Source organism: Pseudonocardia halophobica (genome assembly GCF_050948485.1).
Lineage (GTDB): Bacteria > Actinomycetota > Actinomycetes > Mycobacteriales > Pseudonocardiaceae > Pseudonocardia > Pseudonocardia halophobica.
This window is the reverse complement of the sequence record NZ_CP192046.1, coordinates 272,643-289,423: the sequence shown is the minus strand read 5'-3', so window position 1 is coordinate 289,423 and position 16,781 is coordinate 272,643. Positions and strand designations below refer to the sequence as shown.

The window sequence follows — 16,781 nt, the reverse complement described above, 5'->3', positions numbered from 1 at the left end:
CCTGCACCTCCGCGAGTCGCGCCGTGCACCTCCGCGAGTTGCGCCGTGCACCCCGCGAATCGCGCGCTGCACCCCCCGCGAGTCGGCGTGAGGCCCTGTGTGGTGCGGCAGCCGCACTGGAGCAGCCGAGGTACCGCAACGTGCTTGCCCGTCACCATGATCGCGAGTACACACCGCCGTCACCTCGCCCCTTGCGGGCTGAGTGTCGAGCACCGTGTCCGTGTGCGAGCTGCGGATGAAAACCGCCCGCCAGCGAGGGCTTCGCTGTACCGACCGCTCCGACGCGTCTGGCCGTCCCACGCACGCTCGCGTGTCCCTGCGCGCGGTCGAGATACGTGGTCGATTCGAGGGTGGCGTGCGGTTGCCAGGAGCGCGCTGAGGTGACGCTCGTAGCCATCTCCGTGGCGGTGATCGACCAGAGCGACACGCTGCTGCTCCGCGCCGCCGTTCGCCTGCGCTCACATGATCGTGGCGCCTACAGGTGGTGGGCACGGAGTGCCGGACGCTCGCAGTGATCCTTGTGCGCCGCGGTCGGAGGCGTGCCGGGACGCGCGCGGTGCGGGTGTGCGAGCGGTGCTCGGTTCGTCAGCGCCGGCCGGGCGGCGGCTGGTCGGGTGGGGTCAGCGCTGGTCGAAGGCGCGGGCGCCGAGTTGGGAGGAGAGCAGCTCGATGGCGACCTCCTCCGGGTCGCGGCGCACGCTGCGCTCCGCGCGGGACGCGTCGGCCTCGGCGAACATGGCCTCCTCGTCGTCCGGCGGGGGTTCGTCGGACGGCGGTTCGGGCGGGAGCGGGATGCCGTCGTCCGAGCCGCTTCCACCGCGAGGGCGCTGCGCCGGTGCCGGGCGTCGCGGCTCGGGGCGCTCCTGTCGCGCCGGCTCCGGGCGGTTCGGCCGCTCCGGCTCCGGGGCCTCGCGCCGCGACGGGCGCTGCGGGGCGGGTCGCGGCGCCGCCTGACGGGGTGGCGGCTGCGCGGGACCGCCGCCGTCGCCCGTCTCGCAGCGGACGCGCCACTGCACGCCCAGCACGGCGCGGAGCGCCTCGACGATCACGTCCGTGTTCCGCTGGTCCGACAGGCGGCGGGCCAGTGGCGGCGAGCCGATGCTCAGGACCAGCGTGTCGTCCTGCACCGCGCGGACGGTCGCGTTGACCAGCAGCGCCTCCGTGCTGCGGCTGAGTTGACGCGCCGCGGCCAGGATCTCCGACCACACGCGCCGTACGGCGCTCGCGTCGAGGCCGTGTGCGGCAGGCGCCTCGGCCGCAGTGGGAGAAGCAGGTTCAGCAGCGGGCGAGGTACTGCTCGCGGCCACCTGCTGCAGCGGCGCCTCTGGGCGCGCCGCGGTGTCGGGCCGACCGGGTGCCTCGGGCCGCCGCGGCTCGTCCCTCGGTCCAGCGGTCTCGCGGGCGGCAGCCTCACGCTCGAGCGGGGTCCCACGCCCGGGAGCCCCGCGGCCGGGTGCCTCGCGGTCCGAAGTCTCGCGGCCGGAGGTCTCGCGGGCGGATGCCTCACCGCTGCGCGCCTCACCGCTGCGCGCCTCGCCTCCGACGCTCTCGGCTCCTGCCGCCTCTGCACTCCCGGCGCCTGGGGCTCCGGCGCCCACGCGACCGGCGCTCTCGCGACCGGCAGACCCGCGGTCGGCAGAGTCGCGCTCAGTGAACTCGCGGTCGGCAGAGTCGCGCCCAGCAAACTCGCGGTCCACAGCCTCGCGACCGGCGGAGTCACGACCAGCAGGCTCGCGGCCGGCAGAATCGCGGCCGAGCGCTTCGCCGGCAGCAGTCTCACGCCTAGGGTCCTCGCGGCCGGGCCTCTCGTGTTCGGACGCCGCGGCGCGACCGGGAGCGCCGCTTCCGGCGCCCTCCTGGCCTGCTGCCTCACGACGTCCGGCGGCCTCACCCGACGCCTCGCCACCCGCCGACCCACGTCGGGCCGCCTCGTCCGACGCCTCAGGACTCGCGAAGCCACGTCCGGCGGCCTCCGCCGAGGCCTCACGACCAGCGGGCGTGGGTGCAGCCGCCTCGCGACCGGTACCCACGCGATCCGCCTCGGTCTCGCGGCCCGGGGCGTTGCCGCGAAGGGGCGCCACGGGCTCCGAGCCCTCGCCGCGCTCCGGTGGCTCTAACTCGCGGGCGGGCGCGTCTGCGCGATCAGGCGCGTCTGCGCGGGCGTGTGCGTCGGCGCGGCCAGGTCCGTCGGCGCGGCCAGGTCCGTCGGCGCGGCCAGGTCCGTCGGCGCGGTCAGGTCCGTCGGCGGGGGCGGGAGCGTCGCCACCCCGTGCACCCTCCGCCCCTTGCGACGAGCTGCTGTCTCCCGCAGCAGCCGGCCGACGGTCCTCCGCTCGCGCGGGGACGTCGTCAGGACCGGCCGCGACCTGCCCCGGTGCCGCGTCCTCTTCCGCCGCCTGCCGGGGCCGGGCCCCGTCCGCCGCACTCTCCTGCGTCGGCCGCGCCGCCGGAGCAGCACCCCTCGTCCGCTGCGACGGCCGCACGAACCGCGGCGCCGTCTCCCCGCCGGACACCGCGGAGCCGCCGGCAGCGGCAGGAGCCGAGCTCACGGCCGGAGCCGACCCACCCGACACCGCCGCCGCACCCGGCTCGGGCGCGATGGCCTGCCGCCGCTCGACCCGCTCGAGGCGCTCGAGCAGCCCGGCGTCGGACGTCGTGGCCGCGGGCAGCAGCATCCGCGCGCACAGCAGCTCGAGCAGCAGGCGCGGCGCGGTGGCCCCGCGCATCTCGGTGAGCCCCGCGTGCACGATCTCGCCGTACCGGGTGAGCGTGGCCGGGCCCAGCCGGGCGGCCTGCTCGATCATGCGGGAGAGCTCGTCGTCCGCCGCCTCGACCAGCCCCTGCTCGGCGGCCTCCGGCACGGCCTGCAGCAACATCAGGTCGCGGAGCCGCTGCAGCAGGTCCGAGGCGAAGCGGCGGGGATCGTGACCGGCCTCGACCAGCCGGTCGACGGCCTGGAAGACGGCGCCGCCGTCCGCCGCGCCGAGGGCGTCGACCACGTCGTCGATCAGGGCGACGTCCGTGACGCCGAGCAGCGCCATCGCGCGCTCGTACGTGACGCCCTCGGGACCGGCGCCCGCGAGCAACTGGTCGAGCACCGAGAGCGTGTCGCGCGCCGAGCCGCCGCCCGCGCGGATGACCAGCGGGTACACCGCCGGCTCGACGCGGACGTCCTCGTCGGCACAGATCCGCTCGAGCAGCGCGCGCAGCGTGCCGGGCGGGATCAGCCGGAACGGGTAGTGGTGCGTGCGGGACCGGATGGTGGGCAGCACCTTGTCCGGCTCGGTGGTCGCGAAGACGAAGACGAGGTGCTCCGGCGGCTCCTCGACGATCTTCAGCAGGGCGTTGAAGCCCTGCGTGGTGACCATGTGCGCCTCGTCGACGATGAACACCCGGTACCGCGACTCGGCCGGCGCGTAGAAGGCGCGGTCGCGAAGTTCGCGCGCGTCGTCCACGCCGCCGTGGGACGCGGCGTCGAGCTCGACGACGTCGATGTTCCCCGGCCCCTCGGGCGCGAGCGCGACGCACGAGGCGCAGACGCCGCAGGGGTCCGGCGTGGGGCCCTCGACGCAGTTCAGCGAGCGGGCCAGGATCCGCGCCGACGACGTCTTCCCGCAGCCGCGCGGGCCGGAGAACAGGTAGGCGTGGTTGATCCGACCGGCGGAGAGCGCCGTGCCCAGGGGTCCGGTGACGTGCTCCTGCCCCACCACCTCGGCGAACTTCGCCGGGCGGTACTTCCGGTAGAGAGCCAGCGCCACGCGAGCGAGGCTACCGACCACCCCCGACAAGTTCGGGAAGGGGCGGAGCCGGGGCGAGAGAACGAAGGGGACCCCGCGCACCCGCCAGAGCCCGCTGACCCTTGCTGCCTTCCGGCCCTGGGGGAGTTCACAGGATGGACGCCGCGCGGGGTCCGGTGCCGAGTGTAGCCACATGTGCCGGGGAGGGTCCCGGGGCGGGGGTCGGAAATCGCGTCGCGTATCGTTCCCGCCGGAGGATTCGCCTAGTGGCCTAGGGCGCACGCTTGGAAAGCGTGTTGGGAGCAATCCCTCAGGGGTTCGAATCCCCTATCCTCCGCCACGCGAGCACGAGCGCCGGGTCGATGCCCGGCGTTCGTCGTTCTCAGGGGCTACAGCGTCGTCTCGAGGCCCGCTCCCGCCCGTTCCGCCGCGTCGAGGACCACGGCCGCGGCCGCCACGTCGAGCACCGCCACCCCCACCGACTTGTAGACGGTGGGCTGCTCGTCCCAGGCCCGGCCGGGGCGCAGGCCGCCGAGCACCTCCCCGAGCTCGACGACGACGTCGGGGTGGATCCTCCCGCGCTCGAGCAGCTCGGCGAGGTCGTTCGAGCCGACGGGGTAGGGCGCGAGAGTGGTCGGGCGGTGCTCGACGACGATCTGCGCCCGGGTCAGCAGGGCCGCGTCCACCTCCCGCCCCTCCGGGCGGTAGCCGACGGAGGCCACGTGCACCCCGTCCGGCAGCCCGTCCGGCCCGACGAGCGGGCGGAGGGTGCTGGTCGCCGCACAGACCACGTCCGCGTCGTGCAACGCCCCCTCGATCGTGCAGACCCGCGCGGCGACGCCCTCCGCGGCGAGGAGGTCGACGACCGCGGTGACCTTGTGCGGGTCGCGTCCGCCGATGCGGATCTCCTCGAACGGGCGCATCCGCGCGACGTAGCGGGCGTGGGCCAGCGCCTGTGGGCCGGTGCCGAGCACGGCCAGGACCTTGGCGTCGGGCCGGGCCAGGGCCTGCACGGACAGTGCCGACGCCGCCGCGGTGCGGTCGGCGGTGATGACGTCGCCGTCCATCAGCGCGCGCAGGGTGCCGTCCTCCGGCGCGAACACCGCGACGAGGGCCTGGTGCGTCGGCAGCCCCAGCGACTCGTTCCCCGGGTAGAGGGTCAGCAGCTTCGCGGCGACGACACCGAGCGTCTCGCTGTACGCCGGCATGGCGGCGAGGAGGCCGAGCTCGCCGACCTGCGCCGCGATCCGCGGCGGGACGGACGCCCGTCCGGTGCTCAGGTCGACCAGGGCCGTCGCGACCGCGTCGAGGAGCGCGTCCGGGTCGAGGAGGGCCTGGACGGCGGCTCGGTCCAGCAGGCGCATCGGTCGATGGTGCTGAGTACGTCGGCCCACGTCAACGGCCCGGAACGACGAACGCCGGGGGGCCCTTGCGGGCCCGCCCGGCGGGTCTGGCGGTAGCGGTGGGATTTGAACCCACGGAGGCGTGAACCTCACGCGCTTTCGAGGCGCGCTCCTTCGGCCGCTCGGACACGCTACCGCCGACAAGGTTACAAGCCGGGTCTCGACGGGTTTCAGGCCCCCCGGTGCCCCGTGAAGAACGCCTCGAGGAGCGCCGCCGCCTCGGTGGCCCGGACCCCGCCCACCACCTCGGGACGGTGGGTGAGCCGCCGGTCGCGCAGGACGTCCCACAGCGACCCGGCGGCGCCGGTCTTCGGCTCCCACGCCCCGAACACCACCCGTCCCACCCGGGCGAGGCCGAGCGCGCCGGCGCACATCGTGCAGGGCTCGACGGTCACGGCCAGCGTGCAGCCCTCGAGCCGCCACTCCCCCCGGACCCGGGCGGCCTGGCGCAGCGCGAGGATCTCGGCGTGGGCGGTCGGGTCGCCCAGGGCCTCCCGGGCGTTGGCCGCGGCCGCCAGCTCGCGCCCCGCGGCGTCGACGACCACGGCACCGATCGGCACGTCACCGGTGCGCAGCGCACCGGCCGCGACCTCGAGGGCGCGGCCGAGCAGCACGTCGTCGGCCGGGGTGGGCAGCACCCGGCCATCGTGCCCGGTCAGCGCCGATGTTCGCTCCGCGAGCTCCGCTCAGCGCCGATGTTCGCTCCGCGAGCTCCGCTCAGCGCCGATGTTCGCTCCGCGAGCTCCGCTCAGCTGCCGATGAGCTTGGCCAGCTCCTCGCCGAACCCGCAGCGGCGGCCGATCGCGGCCAGCTGCTCGTCCGGGTACAGCTCGATCTCGCCGGCGAGCACGCCCAGCTCCTCGGCCGGCAGCCCGAGGTCGGCGAGGATCGCGAGGTCGCCCTCGGGCCACGGGTCGTCGTCGAGCGCGTCCTCGTCCGGCGGGAGCTCCACCCGCAGCAGGTCGAGCACGTCGGCCGCGACGTCGTAGTCCAGCGCCGCCACCGCGTCGGACACCATCAGGGACACGCCGTTGGGCACCGGGCGGAGGAGGACGAAGAACTCGTCGTCGACGTCGAGCAGCCCGACGACGGCGCCGGTGGACCGCAGCCCGCGCAGCTCGGTGATCGCGGCGTCGAGGTCGACCAGGGCGTCGGGATCCAGACGCACGCATCGCCAACGCCCCTCCTCCCGGATCGCGGCGACCGCGAACCCGGGCAGCGAGGAACCACGCGCCTCCGTGGGCGCCTCCACCGTCTGCACCGGCATGGCGCTCACGGTAGGCGCGTTTCGGCTGTGTCACAAACCACAATTCGGGTGGAGGTGCCCGCGGTGCCAGGATCGGTCCGTGCCCGACCTCGCGACCGCCCCCGCCACCCTCCTGGGCGCCGCCCGGTCCCTGCAGCCGCGCGCGGTGGCGCTGCGCCGCACCCTGCACCGCCGGCCCGAGGTGGGCCTCGACCTGCCCCTGACGCGCGACGCCCTGCTCGCCGACCTCGCCGACCTCCCGCTGCGCCTGCACCTCGGGAACGGGCTGAGCTCGGTCGTCGGGGTGCTCGAGGGCGCCCGGCCCGGCCGCACCGTGCTGCTCCGCGCGGACATGGACGCGCTGCCGCTGCGCGAGGACGTGGCCGTCCCCTTCCGCTCCGAGGTCGACGGCGTGATGCACGCCTGCGGCCACGACCTGCACGTCGCGATGCTGGCCGCGGCGGCGCGGCTGCTGTGCGAGCGGCGCGACCAGCTCGCCGGCCGCGTCGTCCTGGTGTTCCAGCCGGGCGAGGAGGGCTTCCACGGGGCCCGGCAGATGATCGAGGAGGGGCTGCTGGAGCGCCGGGGACCGGGCGGCCGGCCCGACGCCGCGTACGCGCTGCACGTCAGCGCCACCATGCCGAGCGGCGAGGTGTACTCCCGGCCCGGCCCGATCATGGCGGCGGCCGACGTCCTCCGGGTCACCGTCACGGGACGCGGCGGCCACGCCTCGGCCCCGCACCACGCCGTCGATCCCGTGCCCGCGGCCGCGGCGATGGTCGGCGCCCTCCAGACGATGATCACCCGGAAGGTGGACACGCACGACCCCGCCGTGCTGACCGTGAGCCGGATCAGCGCCGGGACCACCGACAACGTCATCCCGGAGACCGCGGAGCTCGAGGGCACCCTGCGGACGATGTCCGAGGGCGTGCGGCGGGCGGTGCGGGCCGAGATCGAGCGGGTCTGCACGCACACCGCGCTCGCCCACGACTGCACCGCGCGGGTCGAGATCGAGCCCGGCTACCCCGTGACCGTCAACGACCCGGCCGCCACGACCCGGTTGTCCGACGTCGCGCGCCGGCTGCTCGGCGACGCCCGCGTCGGCACCCTCCCCACTCCGATCATGGGCGCCGAGGACTTCGCCTACGTGCTGGCCCGGGTGCCCGGCGCCCTCGCCTTCCTCGGCGCCTGCCCGCCCGGCGCCTCGCCGCACGACACCCCGCCCAACCACTCCAACCGGGTGCGGTTCGACGAGTCGGTGATCCCGGCGGGCGCCGCCCTCTACGCCGCGCTGGCCCTGCTCTGAGGGGGTGGCAGGCTGGACGGGTGACCAGCCTGCGCGATCTCTCCCTCGCCCTGCGCTCCGGCGGGCTCTCGCCCGTCGAGCACGTCCGGGACGTCCTGGACCGGCTCGCCGCGGACGACCACGCCGCCGTCGTCACCCTCGACGCCGAGCGCGCGCTGGCCACCGCCGAGGAGCGCGCCGCGGAGCTGGCCCGGCACGAGTGGCGTGGCCCGTTGCACGGCGTGGCGGTCGGGGTGAAGGACCTGTTCGACGTCGTCGGGCTGCCGACGCGGGCGGGCTCGGCGGTGCTCGCCGACGCCCCCGCCGCGACGACCGAGGGGCCGGTCGTGGCGCGGCTGCGCGAGGCGGGCGCGGTGATCGTCGGGAAGCTGGCCACGCACGAGTTCGCCTACGGCCCGACCGGCGACGTGTCCGCCACCGGTCCCGCCCGCAACCCGCACGACCCCACGCGGATCACCGGCGGGTCGTCGTCCGGCTCGGCCGCGGCGGTCGCGGCCGGGCACCTGCCGATCGCGCTCGGCACCGACACCGGGGCGAGCGTGCGGACGCCCGCGGCGCTGTGCGGGGTGGTCGGGCTCAAGCCGGAGTACGGCACCCTCTCGACGGACGGCGTGTTCCCGCTGGCCGAGACCCTGGACACCGTCGGGATCCTGGCCGCGGACACGCACTCGGCGTCCGTCGCCTGGGACGTTCTGTCCCGGCCGGACGGCACCGGCGGCGGCATCCAGCCGCCCGGCATCCGCGGCGCGCACGTCGGCGTGCTGGTCGACGACTACTGGCAGGCCGCCGACCCGGTGCTGGCCGAGGCGGTGCGCGAGTCGGTGCGGCTGCTGGAGAAGGCGGGCGCGGAGATCGTCGAGATCCGGACGCCGTTCATCGGGGAGCTGGCCGCGTCGTATGCCGAGATCGTCGGGGCCGAGGCCTACGCGACACACCGGGACTGGCTGGCCACGCGGCGGGTTGACTACCAGCCGGAGACCGTCGAGCGGCTGGAGATGGTCGCGGACCGGCCGGCGCACGCGTACGTGGCGGCGCAGCGGACCCGGAAGCGGCTCACCGCGGAGTTCCGCGCGGCCGTGTCGGACATGGACGTGCTGGTCAGCGCCACGACCCGGCTGCGGGCGACGCCGATCGGCGAGCGGAAGGTCGACGGGGTGCCGGTGCGGTCGGCGCTGCTCGCGCTGACCAGCCCGTTCAACCTCACGAGGTGGCCGTCGGTGTCGGTCCCGGCGCCCGTCGCGGCGGGTGAGCTGCCCGCGGGGGTGCAGATCACGGGCGTCCGGCTCGAGGAGCGGGGCATCCTGCGGGTGGCGGGGGCGCTGGAGCGGGACTGACCGCGGGTCGGGCGGGGCGAGCCGGTCGACTAGCCTGCTCGCCCATGCGAGCGCTGTGCGTGGTGGGGACCGGGCTGATCGGCGGGTCGCTGCTGCGCGCGGCGCGGGCCGCGGGCCGGGAGTGCTGGGGCGTCGCGGCGTCCGACGGCACGGCCTCCGCCGCCCGGGCCGACGGGTTCGACGTGACCACCGATCTCGACGCCGCGCTGCGCCGGGCCCCCGGGGCCGACGCGCTGGTGGTGGTCGCGGTGCCGCTGCCCGCGGTCGAGGGCGTGCTGAAGCGGGTCGACGCCGTCGCGCCCACCGTCCGGCTGACCGACGCGGTGAGCGTCAAGGTCGCCGTGGCCGACGCCGTCGCCACCTTCGCCCCGCGCGCCCGGTACGTCGGCGGGCACCCGATGGCCGGCACGGCCGAGTCGGGCTGGGCCGCCGGCGACGGGGAGCTGTTCCGCGGGGCCGCCTGGGTGGTGATCGCCGACGACGGCGCCGACCTCGACGTGTGGAAGGACGTCGCCGAGCTGGCCTGGGCCTGCGGCTCGCGTGTGGTCCCGGCGGCGGCCGACGAGCACGACCTCGCCGTCGCCCGGATCTCGCACCTCCCGCACCTGCTCGCCGCCGTGCTGGCGACGGTCGGCGCCGGCGAGCCCGACGACGACCTGGCCCTCGCCCTCTCCGCGAGCTCCTTCGCCGACGGCACCCGCGTCGCGGGCACCCGTCCCGAGCTGACCCTGGCCATGTGCGAGGGCAACCGGTCGGCGCTGCTCGCGGCGGTCGACGAGGCCCTCGGCCGGCTCGGCGTGATGCGCGGGGCCCTCGCCTCCACCGGCGGGCTCAAGGCCACCGTCGAGTCCGGGTACCTGGCCCGGCAGCGCTGGGCCTCGACCCGCGAGCCGCTGGCCCTGGAGGTCTCGCTCGACGGTCCCGACGCCCTCGCCGAGCTGCGCGAGCTCGGCCGCCGCGGCGACGTGGTCGGCGGTTGGAAGTAGCCCCGGCCGGGCGTCAGCTCTGCGGCGCCGGTTCCGCCCGCTCGTTCGACACCAGCGCGGCGAGGCCCGGCACGGAGAGCACGAACCCGTCCGCGTCGACCTCCAGCTCGACCCGCAGGTCCGCGCGGGCGAACTCGACCACCGCCGGCGAGTCCCCCTCCCCCGGCCGCACGGTCCGGTAGCGCTGCCTGGTCAGGGTCACCTCGAGATCGGGCAGGGACACGAACACCACGGGGACCTCGACGTCGACGGCCTCGCGGTGCGCCCCGAGCCGCCGGATCGGCAGCGCGGTGAACAGCGGGCTGAACGCCAGGTCCACGTCGACGGCACCGTCGAAGTCCTGGCGCTCGCTGCCCGAACCGTCGTCGAGCAGCCAGAAGCCGTCCTCGGTCCGGTTCATCGTCAGGTGCTTCTCGAACCCGGTCGTCGCGGCGCTGAGCGAGAGCCGCCCGAGCGTGCCGTCCTCGCGGACGACCAGGCTGTACGACGCCGTGAAGTCGCCCTCCGGGTCCGGCCGGACTATCCGGCCGAGCGCGCGGAACCCGGCGGGACCGGGGCCGAAGTGCACGCGCGTGCCCTCGAGGCCCGGGCGGCCGTCGGCCTGCCAGGTGAGCATTGTCGTCATCGACACCACCGTAGGGAGCGGGGACGGGCGCGGTACGACACGCCCGTCGTCGGGCAGATGATCTACAGGGACAGCGGCTGCGCGCGGCCTCCGGTCGGCTCGGCGGCGGGACCCCTCCGCCGCCCGTCGTGTCCGGCCGGTGCCCGGCCCGCCGGTTCGTGCATGTCCACGGTGGGTGCCCCCTTCTCGAGCATCGCCGTCCGCGTCATCCAACACCTCCGTGGCGCGGGTTTCCAGACGTGTCGACCCTCACCGGTCCTCCCGCCGCACCTCGGCGGGGTCGACGTCGGCCCGGACGCCGCGGAAGACCGGCTGGCGCAGCCTGCCCTCCGCCGTCCAGCCGTGGTGCGCCACCTCGACCGTGAGGACGGGTTCGCACCAGTGCGCCCCGGCGGCCTCGGCCCGGGGCGGGCGGCCACGGAAGGGTGACGCGTCCGTCTCCAGGTCCGTCATCAGCTCGCCGAGCACCCGCTGCACCACCGCTCCGGCGAGCCCCACCGGGACGCGGCCCGCGTAGACCAGGTCGCCGCCGTCGGGCACGCCGAGCAGCAGCGCCGCGATCCGCGTGCCCTGCCCCGAGCGCTCGGGCCGCCAGCCGCCGACCAGACAGGTCTGGGTGTGCCGGTGGGTCACCTTCACCCAGGCGGGGCTGCGACCGCCCGGCCGGTACTCCGACTCCCGCCGTTTGGCGAGGATGCCCTCCATCCCCCGCCGCCCGGTGGCGTCGAACAGGGCGCGCCCGTCCGTGTAGAGCGGGGAGAGCGCCACCGCCGGGACCGACGTGGTGTCGAGCCGCTCGAGGGTCGCGCGGCGCTCGTGCATCGGCCGCTCGAGCAGCGGGACGCCGTAGAGCCGCAGCACGTCGAACACCATGAAGGTGACCGGCCGGGCCAGGGCGCGGGTCCGGGACACCGGCCGGTGCACCCGGTCGGCGAGCGCGGCGAAGCTCGGCACCCCCTCCTCGAGCAGGACGACCTCGCCGTCGAGCACGACGTCGGGGGCGATCGCGGTCAGCCCGGTCAGCTCGGGGAAGGTCGCCGTGACGTCCCGGCCCGCGCGTGTGACCAGGCGGACCTCACCGTCGGTGACCTCGGCGAGCAGCCGCATGCCGTCCCACTTCACCTCGTAGACCCATTCCGGCCCCGTCGGGAGCGGTCCGGGAGTGGCGAGCATGGGCTGCACACCGTCATGCTGTCACCCGACGGGCCGTCACGGACGGCAACCGGCGCGGAAGGGACGGGCGACCATGCGCGCGATGTGGAGCGGCGCGGTGTCCTTCGGGCTGGTCAGTGTGCCGATCAAGCTGTACTCGGCCACGACCAACCACGACATCCGCTTCCACCAGGTGCACGGCGCCGACGGCGGCCGCATCCGGTACAAGCGGACCTGCACGGTGTGCGGCGAGGTCGTGGAGTACGCGGACATCGTGAAGGGCTACGAGACCGAGGACGGCGAGCTGATCACGCTCGACGAGTCCGACCTGGACTCGCTGCCGGTGGCCAGCGGGCACGAGATCGACGTGGTCGAGTTCGTGCCGGCGGACCAGATCGACCCGCTGCTGTTCGACAAGAGCTACTACCTCGAGCCCGAGACCAAGGCGGCGAAGCCGTACGCGCTGCTGCGCGAGGCGCTGGCGGAGACCGACCGCCTGGCGATCGTGCGGTTCGCGCTGCGGCAGCGGGAGAGCCTCGCGCTGCTGCGGGTGCGGGACAAGACGATCGTGCTGCAGACGATGCTGTGGCCGGACGAGGTGCGCGAGCCGGACTTCGACATCCTCGACCAGGACATCGAGCTGCGGCCGCAGGAGAGGCAGATGGCCGCGTCGCTGATCGAGAGCATGGGCGCGGACTTCGACCCCACCGAGTTCCACGACGAGTACCGGGACGCCGTCGTCGAGCTGATCGAGTCGAAGAAGGAGCACGGCGACACCAAGCCGGCCCCGGTCGAGCAGAAGCGGGACGACGAGGGCGACTCGATGACCGACCTGCTCTCGGCGCTGCAGGCGAGCGTCGAGGCCGCGCGCGGCTCGTCCGGCAAGAAGGCCGCCACCAAGGCGGGCGCGGAGCCGCAGGAGACCGAGGAGCCGGCGGAGGAGAAGCCCGCCCGCGCCCGCAAGCCGAGCACCCGTCGCAAGAAGGCCGACGAGGGCGAGGACGGCGCCGAGAAGAAGACCACGACGCGCAAGCGCCGCACCGCCTGACCCCGTGAGTGCGTACTGCCGCTAGAGGGGCGGTACGCACTCACGACCGCAGGTGACCTGCGGCGACGTGGTCAGGGGCCGAGCGAGCTCTGCGCCGGCGTCTGGTCCTTCTGCAGCGCGCCGAACAGCGCGCTCGCCCGGGTCTTGTCCCAGCGCACCACGGACTGCCCGCCGATCGTCGGCGTGCTGCCGACCGGCGCGGTCGTCGCGATGCCCCCGTTGGTCACCCCGCGCATCGCCAGGCCGAGCTGGGCGACGTTCCAGATGTGGTCGTTGTCGTCGACCGTGAGCAGGGCGGTCATCGCGTCGGCCAGCGGGACCACCCGGAACGGATTGACCAGGGTGCCCACGCTCGTCGCCTTCGCGATCAGCGCCGAGAGGAACTCGCGCTGCCGCTGCACGCGGTCGAAGTCCGAGCCCGCCGTCGCCCGCGTGCGGACGTAGCCGAGCGCCGTCTGCCCGTCGAGCTCCTGGCAGCCGGCCTGGATGTCCAGCGCCGCCTTCGGGTCCTTGATCGCCTTCGGCACGCACAGGTCGACGCCGCCCACCGCGTCGACGGCGTCGACGAACCCGCCGAACCCGATCTCCGCGTAGTGGTCGATGTGCAGCCCCGTGGCAGCCTCGACCGAACTGATCAGCAGCGGCGCCCCGCCGAACGCGTAGGCGGCGTTGAGCTTGTTCGAGCCGTGCCCCGGGATCGGCACGTAGGAGTCGCGGGGCAGGCTGACCAGGACCGATCCGGAGCTGCCGGAGTGCAGCAGCATGATCGTGTCGGTGCGCTGGCCGGCGGCGTCGCCCGTGCCCAGCCGTTCCTCGTCCTCGGCGGAGAGGTCGGCGCGGCTGTCCGAGCCGACGATGAGCCAGTTCGTGCCCGACGACTCCGCGGTGCTGTCCGCGGGCAGCGCCTGGACCCGGTTGAGGTTCTGGTCGAGGTAGACGCCCCACCCGATCAGGGCGATGAGGATCAGCGCGAGCGCGATCTTGATGCGGCGCCCCCACCGGCCGGGCCGGCGGGCGCGGGGCGGCTTCGGCGGGCGGGTGCGGACCGGCGGCCGGTACGTCTCCGGCGCGGGGGCCGACGACGGCATCATCCGGGTGTTCTGCGGGGGCGGCGGACCCTGCCGCGGCGGCGGTCCCGACGGCCGCGCGCCCGGCGGCGGCATCGGACGCCCCTGGGGCGGCGGCCCGGGACGGCGCCCCGGCTGGGCGGTCCAGCCCGGCCCGCCGCCGCGCCGCGGGGGCGGGGCGCCCCTGCCCGGCGGCGGCCCGGCGGGGCCGCGTCGGTCACCGTTCATCCGTCCCTGCACCGTCCCGTCGGTGTCGAGGCTCGCTCCGCGAGCTCCGCTCGATGAGCCGCCGGTCCGCTCCGGTCGCGGACCACGGTAGCGAGGGGCCGTACCGGTCCCTCAACCATGGGACGCGCGGGAGCGGCCGGGGTTGCGCGACGGTCCGGAACCCGCGCCGGGCGGTGCCGGCGGCGGGCCGGAAGGATCAACGGGTTACGTGAGGAGCTCCTCGCCCTCGAACTTGCCGAGCTCCTCGCGGTAGAACTCGAGCCCGACGCCGTTGGGGTCCCGGATGTACAGGCTGTTCTCGACGCCGCGGTCCGGGCCGAGGTAGTCGATGCCGGCCTCGTCGAGCCGGGCCTTGGCGCGCTCGAACTCCTCCGGCGAGGTGGAGAGGGCGAGGTGCTGCACCGCGCCGATCGTCTCGCTGAAGTCCGGGTGGTCGTGCCCCGGGAAGTCGAAGAAGCCCAGCAGGTTGCCGTGGCCGATGTCGAAGAAGAAGTGGCTGGAGCCGCGGTAGTCGCGGTTCTCCACCAGCTCGACGAGCGGGAAGCCCAGCACCTCCTGGTAGAAGCGGATGGTCTCCTCGACGTCCTTGCAGATCAGTGCGAGGTGGTGGACGCCCTGCACGGTCGTCGGCCTGCGGTCGGCGGGTGCCTGGAGGTACTTCCCGCGCAGGTCGGTGCGTCGGGCGCGGATGGCCTCGAGCTCGGCTCCCTCGGGCTGCGGCATCGGACTCCCCTTCCGTCGGTGGTGCCCCGTCCAACGATTGTTGAGCGTGCAACATTCCGTGCCCGCTCCCGGAAACGGTAGCGCCGCGGGGCATGATCGGCCCGTGGATCCGCTGCCCCTCTGCGAGGACGACCTGGCCGATCCGGGGGTGCTCGAGCCGCACCGCGTCGTGCCCCGCCGGGTGCGGCTGCCGGAGGCCGCGGTGCTGTGCTTCTTCCCCGAGGTCGTGGCCGCGGTGCCCGCGGTGCGGACGGTGCACCTGTCGTCGGAGCTCGGGCCGTGGCCGGTGCACGAGATCGAGCGGGACGGGCGGCGGCTGGCGGTGATCCAGCCCGGCGTCGGGGCGCCGTTGTCGGCGATCTTCCTCGAGGAGCTGATCGCGCTCGGCGTGCGGGCGGCGGTGGCCGTCGGCGGGGCCGGGTCGCTCGTGCCGGAGCTGACCGTCGGGCACGCGGTCGTGGTCGACAGCGCCCTGCGTGACGAGGGCACCTCCTTCCACTACCTGCCCGCCGGCCGGGTCGTGGAGGCCGACCCCGCGGGCGTCGCCGCGCTGACGGGCACGCTCGACGCCGCCGACGTCCCCTACGTCACCGCCCGCGCGTGGACCACGGACGGCGTGTTCCGCGAGACGCGTGGCCGGGTCGCCCGGCGCGTCGCCGAGGGCTGCGCGGTGGTCGACATGGAGGCGTCGGCGCTGATCGCGGTCGCCCGGTACCGCGGGATCAGGCTCGCCCACCTGCTCTTCGCCGGCGACTCCCTCGCAGGCGAGGAGTGGGAGCACCGCGGCTGGACCACCGCCGCCGAGATCCGCGCCGCCCTCTTCGAGCTCGCCGCCGACGCGGCCCTACGCCTCGTTCCCCCTGCTCACCGAGGGTCCTGAGCGCGAACTGCCGCTCCAGGGGCAGTCGGCACTCACGGGGTGCGGAGGGCCTTTACGAGACCGGCGAAGCGGGCGGGGCCGGAGGCGTCACCGGGGCGGTTGAAGCGGACCCGGTGGGCGAGGCCGTCGTAGCGGCGGCGCAGGTCGGCGGCGACCTCCTTCTCCGTCCCGATCGAGCACATGCTCTCCAGGATCTCGTCGGTGACGAGCGGGACCATCTCGTCCCACCGCTCGCGCTTGGAGAGCGTGTTGAGGTCGGTCTGCAGGTCGCCCCAGCCGTGCAGCTCCAGCACCGGGCGGTAGGCCGGCGTGGAGCCGTAGAAGGAGATCTGCCGGCGGACGGCCTCGACGTCGGCCTCGTCGAGCGCGACGAAGGCGGACAGCGCGATCTCGAGCGGCGCCATGCCCTCCCCGCGGTGCTCCTCGACCTCCGGGAGGATCACTTCGCGCAGGTACCGCTCGGTGAGGAACGGGTGCGTGAACAGCCCGTCCGCCACCTGTGCGGTGGTCCGCAGCATGTGCGGCCCGACGGCGGCGAGGAACACCTTGGGCGGGCCGTACGGGTTCTCGGGCGGCACGAAGTTCGGCGTCATCAGGGTGTGGTCGTAGAACTCGCTGCGGTGGTGCAGCCGCTCGCCGCTGTCCCAGGCGTGCCAGATCGCCCGCAGCGCCACCACGAAGTCCTTCATCCGCGCCGCAGGTCTCGACCACGGCATCGAGAACCGCCGCTGGACGTGCGGCCGGACCTGGCTGCCGAGGCCCAGCACGAACCGCCCGCGGGAGAACCGCTGCAGGTCCACGGCCTGGTAGGCCACGGTCATCGGCGTCCGGGCGAAGGCGATCGCGACGGACGAGCCGAGCTCCAGCCGCGTGGTGTGCTCGGCCCCGACCGCGATCGGCAGGAACGCGTCCGCCTTGTTCTCGCTGTTCCAGGCGCCGTCGAAGCCGAGCTCCTCGGCGGTCCGGGCGTCCTCCGCCACATGCTCGAGGCCGTCCCGCAACCGCGCGTCGATCTTCACGGGCGCCGACTCTGCCCCGCGCCGGGC

The 16,781-nt window shown here is 75.0% G+C and carries 13 protein-coding genes, 2 tRNA genes, 1 other RNA gene and 1 pseudogene; 6 read left to right on the top strand and 11 right to left on the bottom strand.

The genetic code is table 11. The features are described from left to right. Positions 1-2,147: 2,147 nt before the first annotated feature. Positions 2,148-3,758: pseudogene (locus ACQP04_RS01460) on the bottom strand (DNA polymerase III subunit gamma and tau); the annotation flags it as partial. Positions 3,759-3,819: 61 nt separating this feature from the next. Further along, positions 3,820-3,916, bottom strand: an RNA gene (gene ffs / locus ACQP04_RS01455) — signal recognition particle sRNA small type. Between the two features lie 73 nt (positions 3,917-3,989). Here ffs and ACQP04_RS01450 point away from each other — a divergent pair. Then, a tRNA-Ser gene (locus ACQP04_RS01450) sits at positions 3,990-4,077 on the top strand. A 49-nt stretch (positions 4,078-4,126) separates the two neighbouring features. Here the strand turns inward: ACQP04_RS01450 and ACQP04_RS01445 are convergent. The 4 genes from ACQP04_RS01445 to ACQP04_RS01430 form a co-directional block, all read right to left on the bottom strand. Then, complete coding sequence (locus tag ACQP04_RS01445) at positions 4,127-5,101, bottom strand: ornithine cyclodeaminase family protein (RefSeq protein ID WP_433505286.1); 975 nt, start codon at positions 5,099-5,101, stop codon at positions 4,127-4,129. An 87-nt stretch (positions 5,102-5,188) separates the two neighbouring features. Further along, positions 5,189-5,276 (bottom strand) — tRNA-Ser (locus ACQP04_RS01440). A 34-nt stretch (positions 5,277-5,310) separates the two neighbouring features. After that, positions 5,311-5,778 carry a nucleoside deaminase gene (locus ACQP04_RS01435; RefSeq protein WP_433505285.1) on the bottom strand — a complete coding sequence of 156 codons (468 nt, stop codon included), beginning with the start codon at positions 5,776-5,778 and terminating at the stop codon, positions 5,311-5,313. Between the two features lie 110 nt (positions 5,779-5,888). Next, the gene (locus ACQP04_RS01430) at positions 5,889-6,407 is read right to left on the bottom strand and encodes a tRNA adenosine deaminase-associated protein (protein WP_051737761.1); all 519 of its coding nucleotides are present in this window, start codon (positions 6,405-6,407) and stop codon (positions 5,889-5,891) included. Between the two features lie 79 nt (positions 6,408-6,486). Between ACQP04_RS01430 and ACQP04_RS01425 the strand changes: the two genes are divergently transcribed. From ACQP04_RS01425 to ACQP04_RS01415, 3 genes are read left to right on the top strand one after another with little or no spacing between them, the layout of a single operon-like run. After that, positions 6,487-7,692, top strand: a complete 1,206-nt coding sequence (locus ACQP04_RS01425; protein ID WP_433505284.1) for a M20 metallopeptidase family protein — start codon at positions 6,487-6,489, stop codon at positions 7,690-7,692. Positions 7,693-7,712: 20 nt separating this feature from the next. Further along, positions 7,713-9,026 carry an amidase gene (locus tag ACQP04_RS01420; protein WP_433505283.1) on the top strand — a complete coding sequence of 438 codons (1,314 nt, stop codon included), beginning with the start codon at positions 7,713-7,715 and terminating at the stop codon, positions 9,024-9,026. 44 nt (positions 9,027-9,070) lie between these two features. Further along, positions 9,071-10,012, top strand: coding sequence for a prephenate dehydrogenase (locus ACQP04_RS01415; protein WP_433505282.1), 942 nt, complete (start codon positions 9,071-9,073; stop codon positions 10,010-10,012). A gap of 13 nt (positions 10,013-10,025) precedes the next feature. On the opposite strand, the gene ACQP04_RS01410 is transcribed toward ACQP04_RS01415, so the two are convergent. Then, the gene (locus tag ACQP04_RS01410; RefSeq protein WP_433505281.1) at positions 10,026-10,637 is read right to left on the bottom strand and encodes a putative glycolipid-binding domain-containing protein; all 612 of its coding nucleotides are present in this window, start codon (positions 10,635-10,637) and stop codon (positions 10,026-10,028) included. 249 nt (positions 10,638-10,886) lie between these two features. Further along, complete coding sequence (gene ligD / locus ACQP04_RS01405) at positions 10,887-11,810, bottom strand: non-homologous end-joining DNA ligase (RefSeq protein ID WP_433505280.1); 924 nt, start codon at positions 11,808-11,810, stop codon at positions 10,887-10,889. 73 nt (positions 11,811-11,883) lie between these two features. On the opposite strand from ligD, the gene ACQP04_RS01400 reads away from it, so the two are divergent. Beyond that, complete coding sequence (locus ACQP04_RS01400) at positions 11,884-12,837, top strand: Ku protein (RefSeq protein WP_433505279.1); 954 nt, start codon at positions 11,884-11,886, stop codon at positions 12,835-12,837. 71 nt (positions 12,838-12,908) lie between these two features. Here ACQP04_RS01400 and ACQP04_RS01395 read toward each other — a convergent pair whose 3' ends face one another. Together ACQP04_RS01395 and ACQP04_RS01390 are read right to left on the bottom strand one after the other, a co-directional pair. Then, a complete protein-coding gene (locus ACQP04_RS01395) occupies positions 12,909-13,928 on the bottom strand; it encodes an LCP family protein (protein WP_433505278.1) in 1,020 nt (339 codons plus the stop codon). Between the two features lie 408 nt (positions 13,929-14,336). Then, on the bottom strand, positions 14,337-14,855 hold the full coding sequence (locus tag ACQP04_RS01390; protein ID WP_433505277.1) for a VOC family protein: 519 nt from the start codon (positions 14,853-14,855) through the stop codon (positions 14,337-14,339). A 103-nt stretch (positions 14,856-14,958) separates the two neighbouring features. On the opposite strand from ACQP04_RS01390, the gene ACQP04_RS01385 reads away from it, so the two are divergent. Beyond that, positions 14,959-15,735: a nucleoside phosphorylase gene (locus tag ACQP04_RS01385; RefSeq protein ID WP_433505276.1), complete on the top strand. Its 777-nt coding sequence runs from the start codon at positions 14,959-14,961 to the stop codon at positions 15,733-15,735. A gap of 32 nt (positions 15,736-15,767) precedes the next feature. Here the strand turns inward: ACQP04_RS01385 and ACQP04_RS01380 are convergent, their stop codons facing one another. Further along, positions 15,768-16,754, bottom strand: coding sequence for a TIGR03617 family F420-dependent LLM class oxidoreductase (locus ACQP04_RS01380; protein WP_433505275.1), 987 nt, complete (start codon positions 16,752-16,754; stop codon positions 15,768-15,770). Positions 16,755-16,781: the final 27 nt, after the last annotated feature.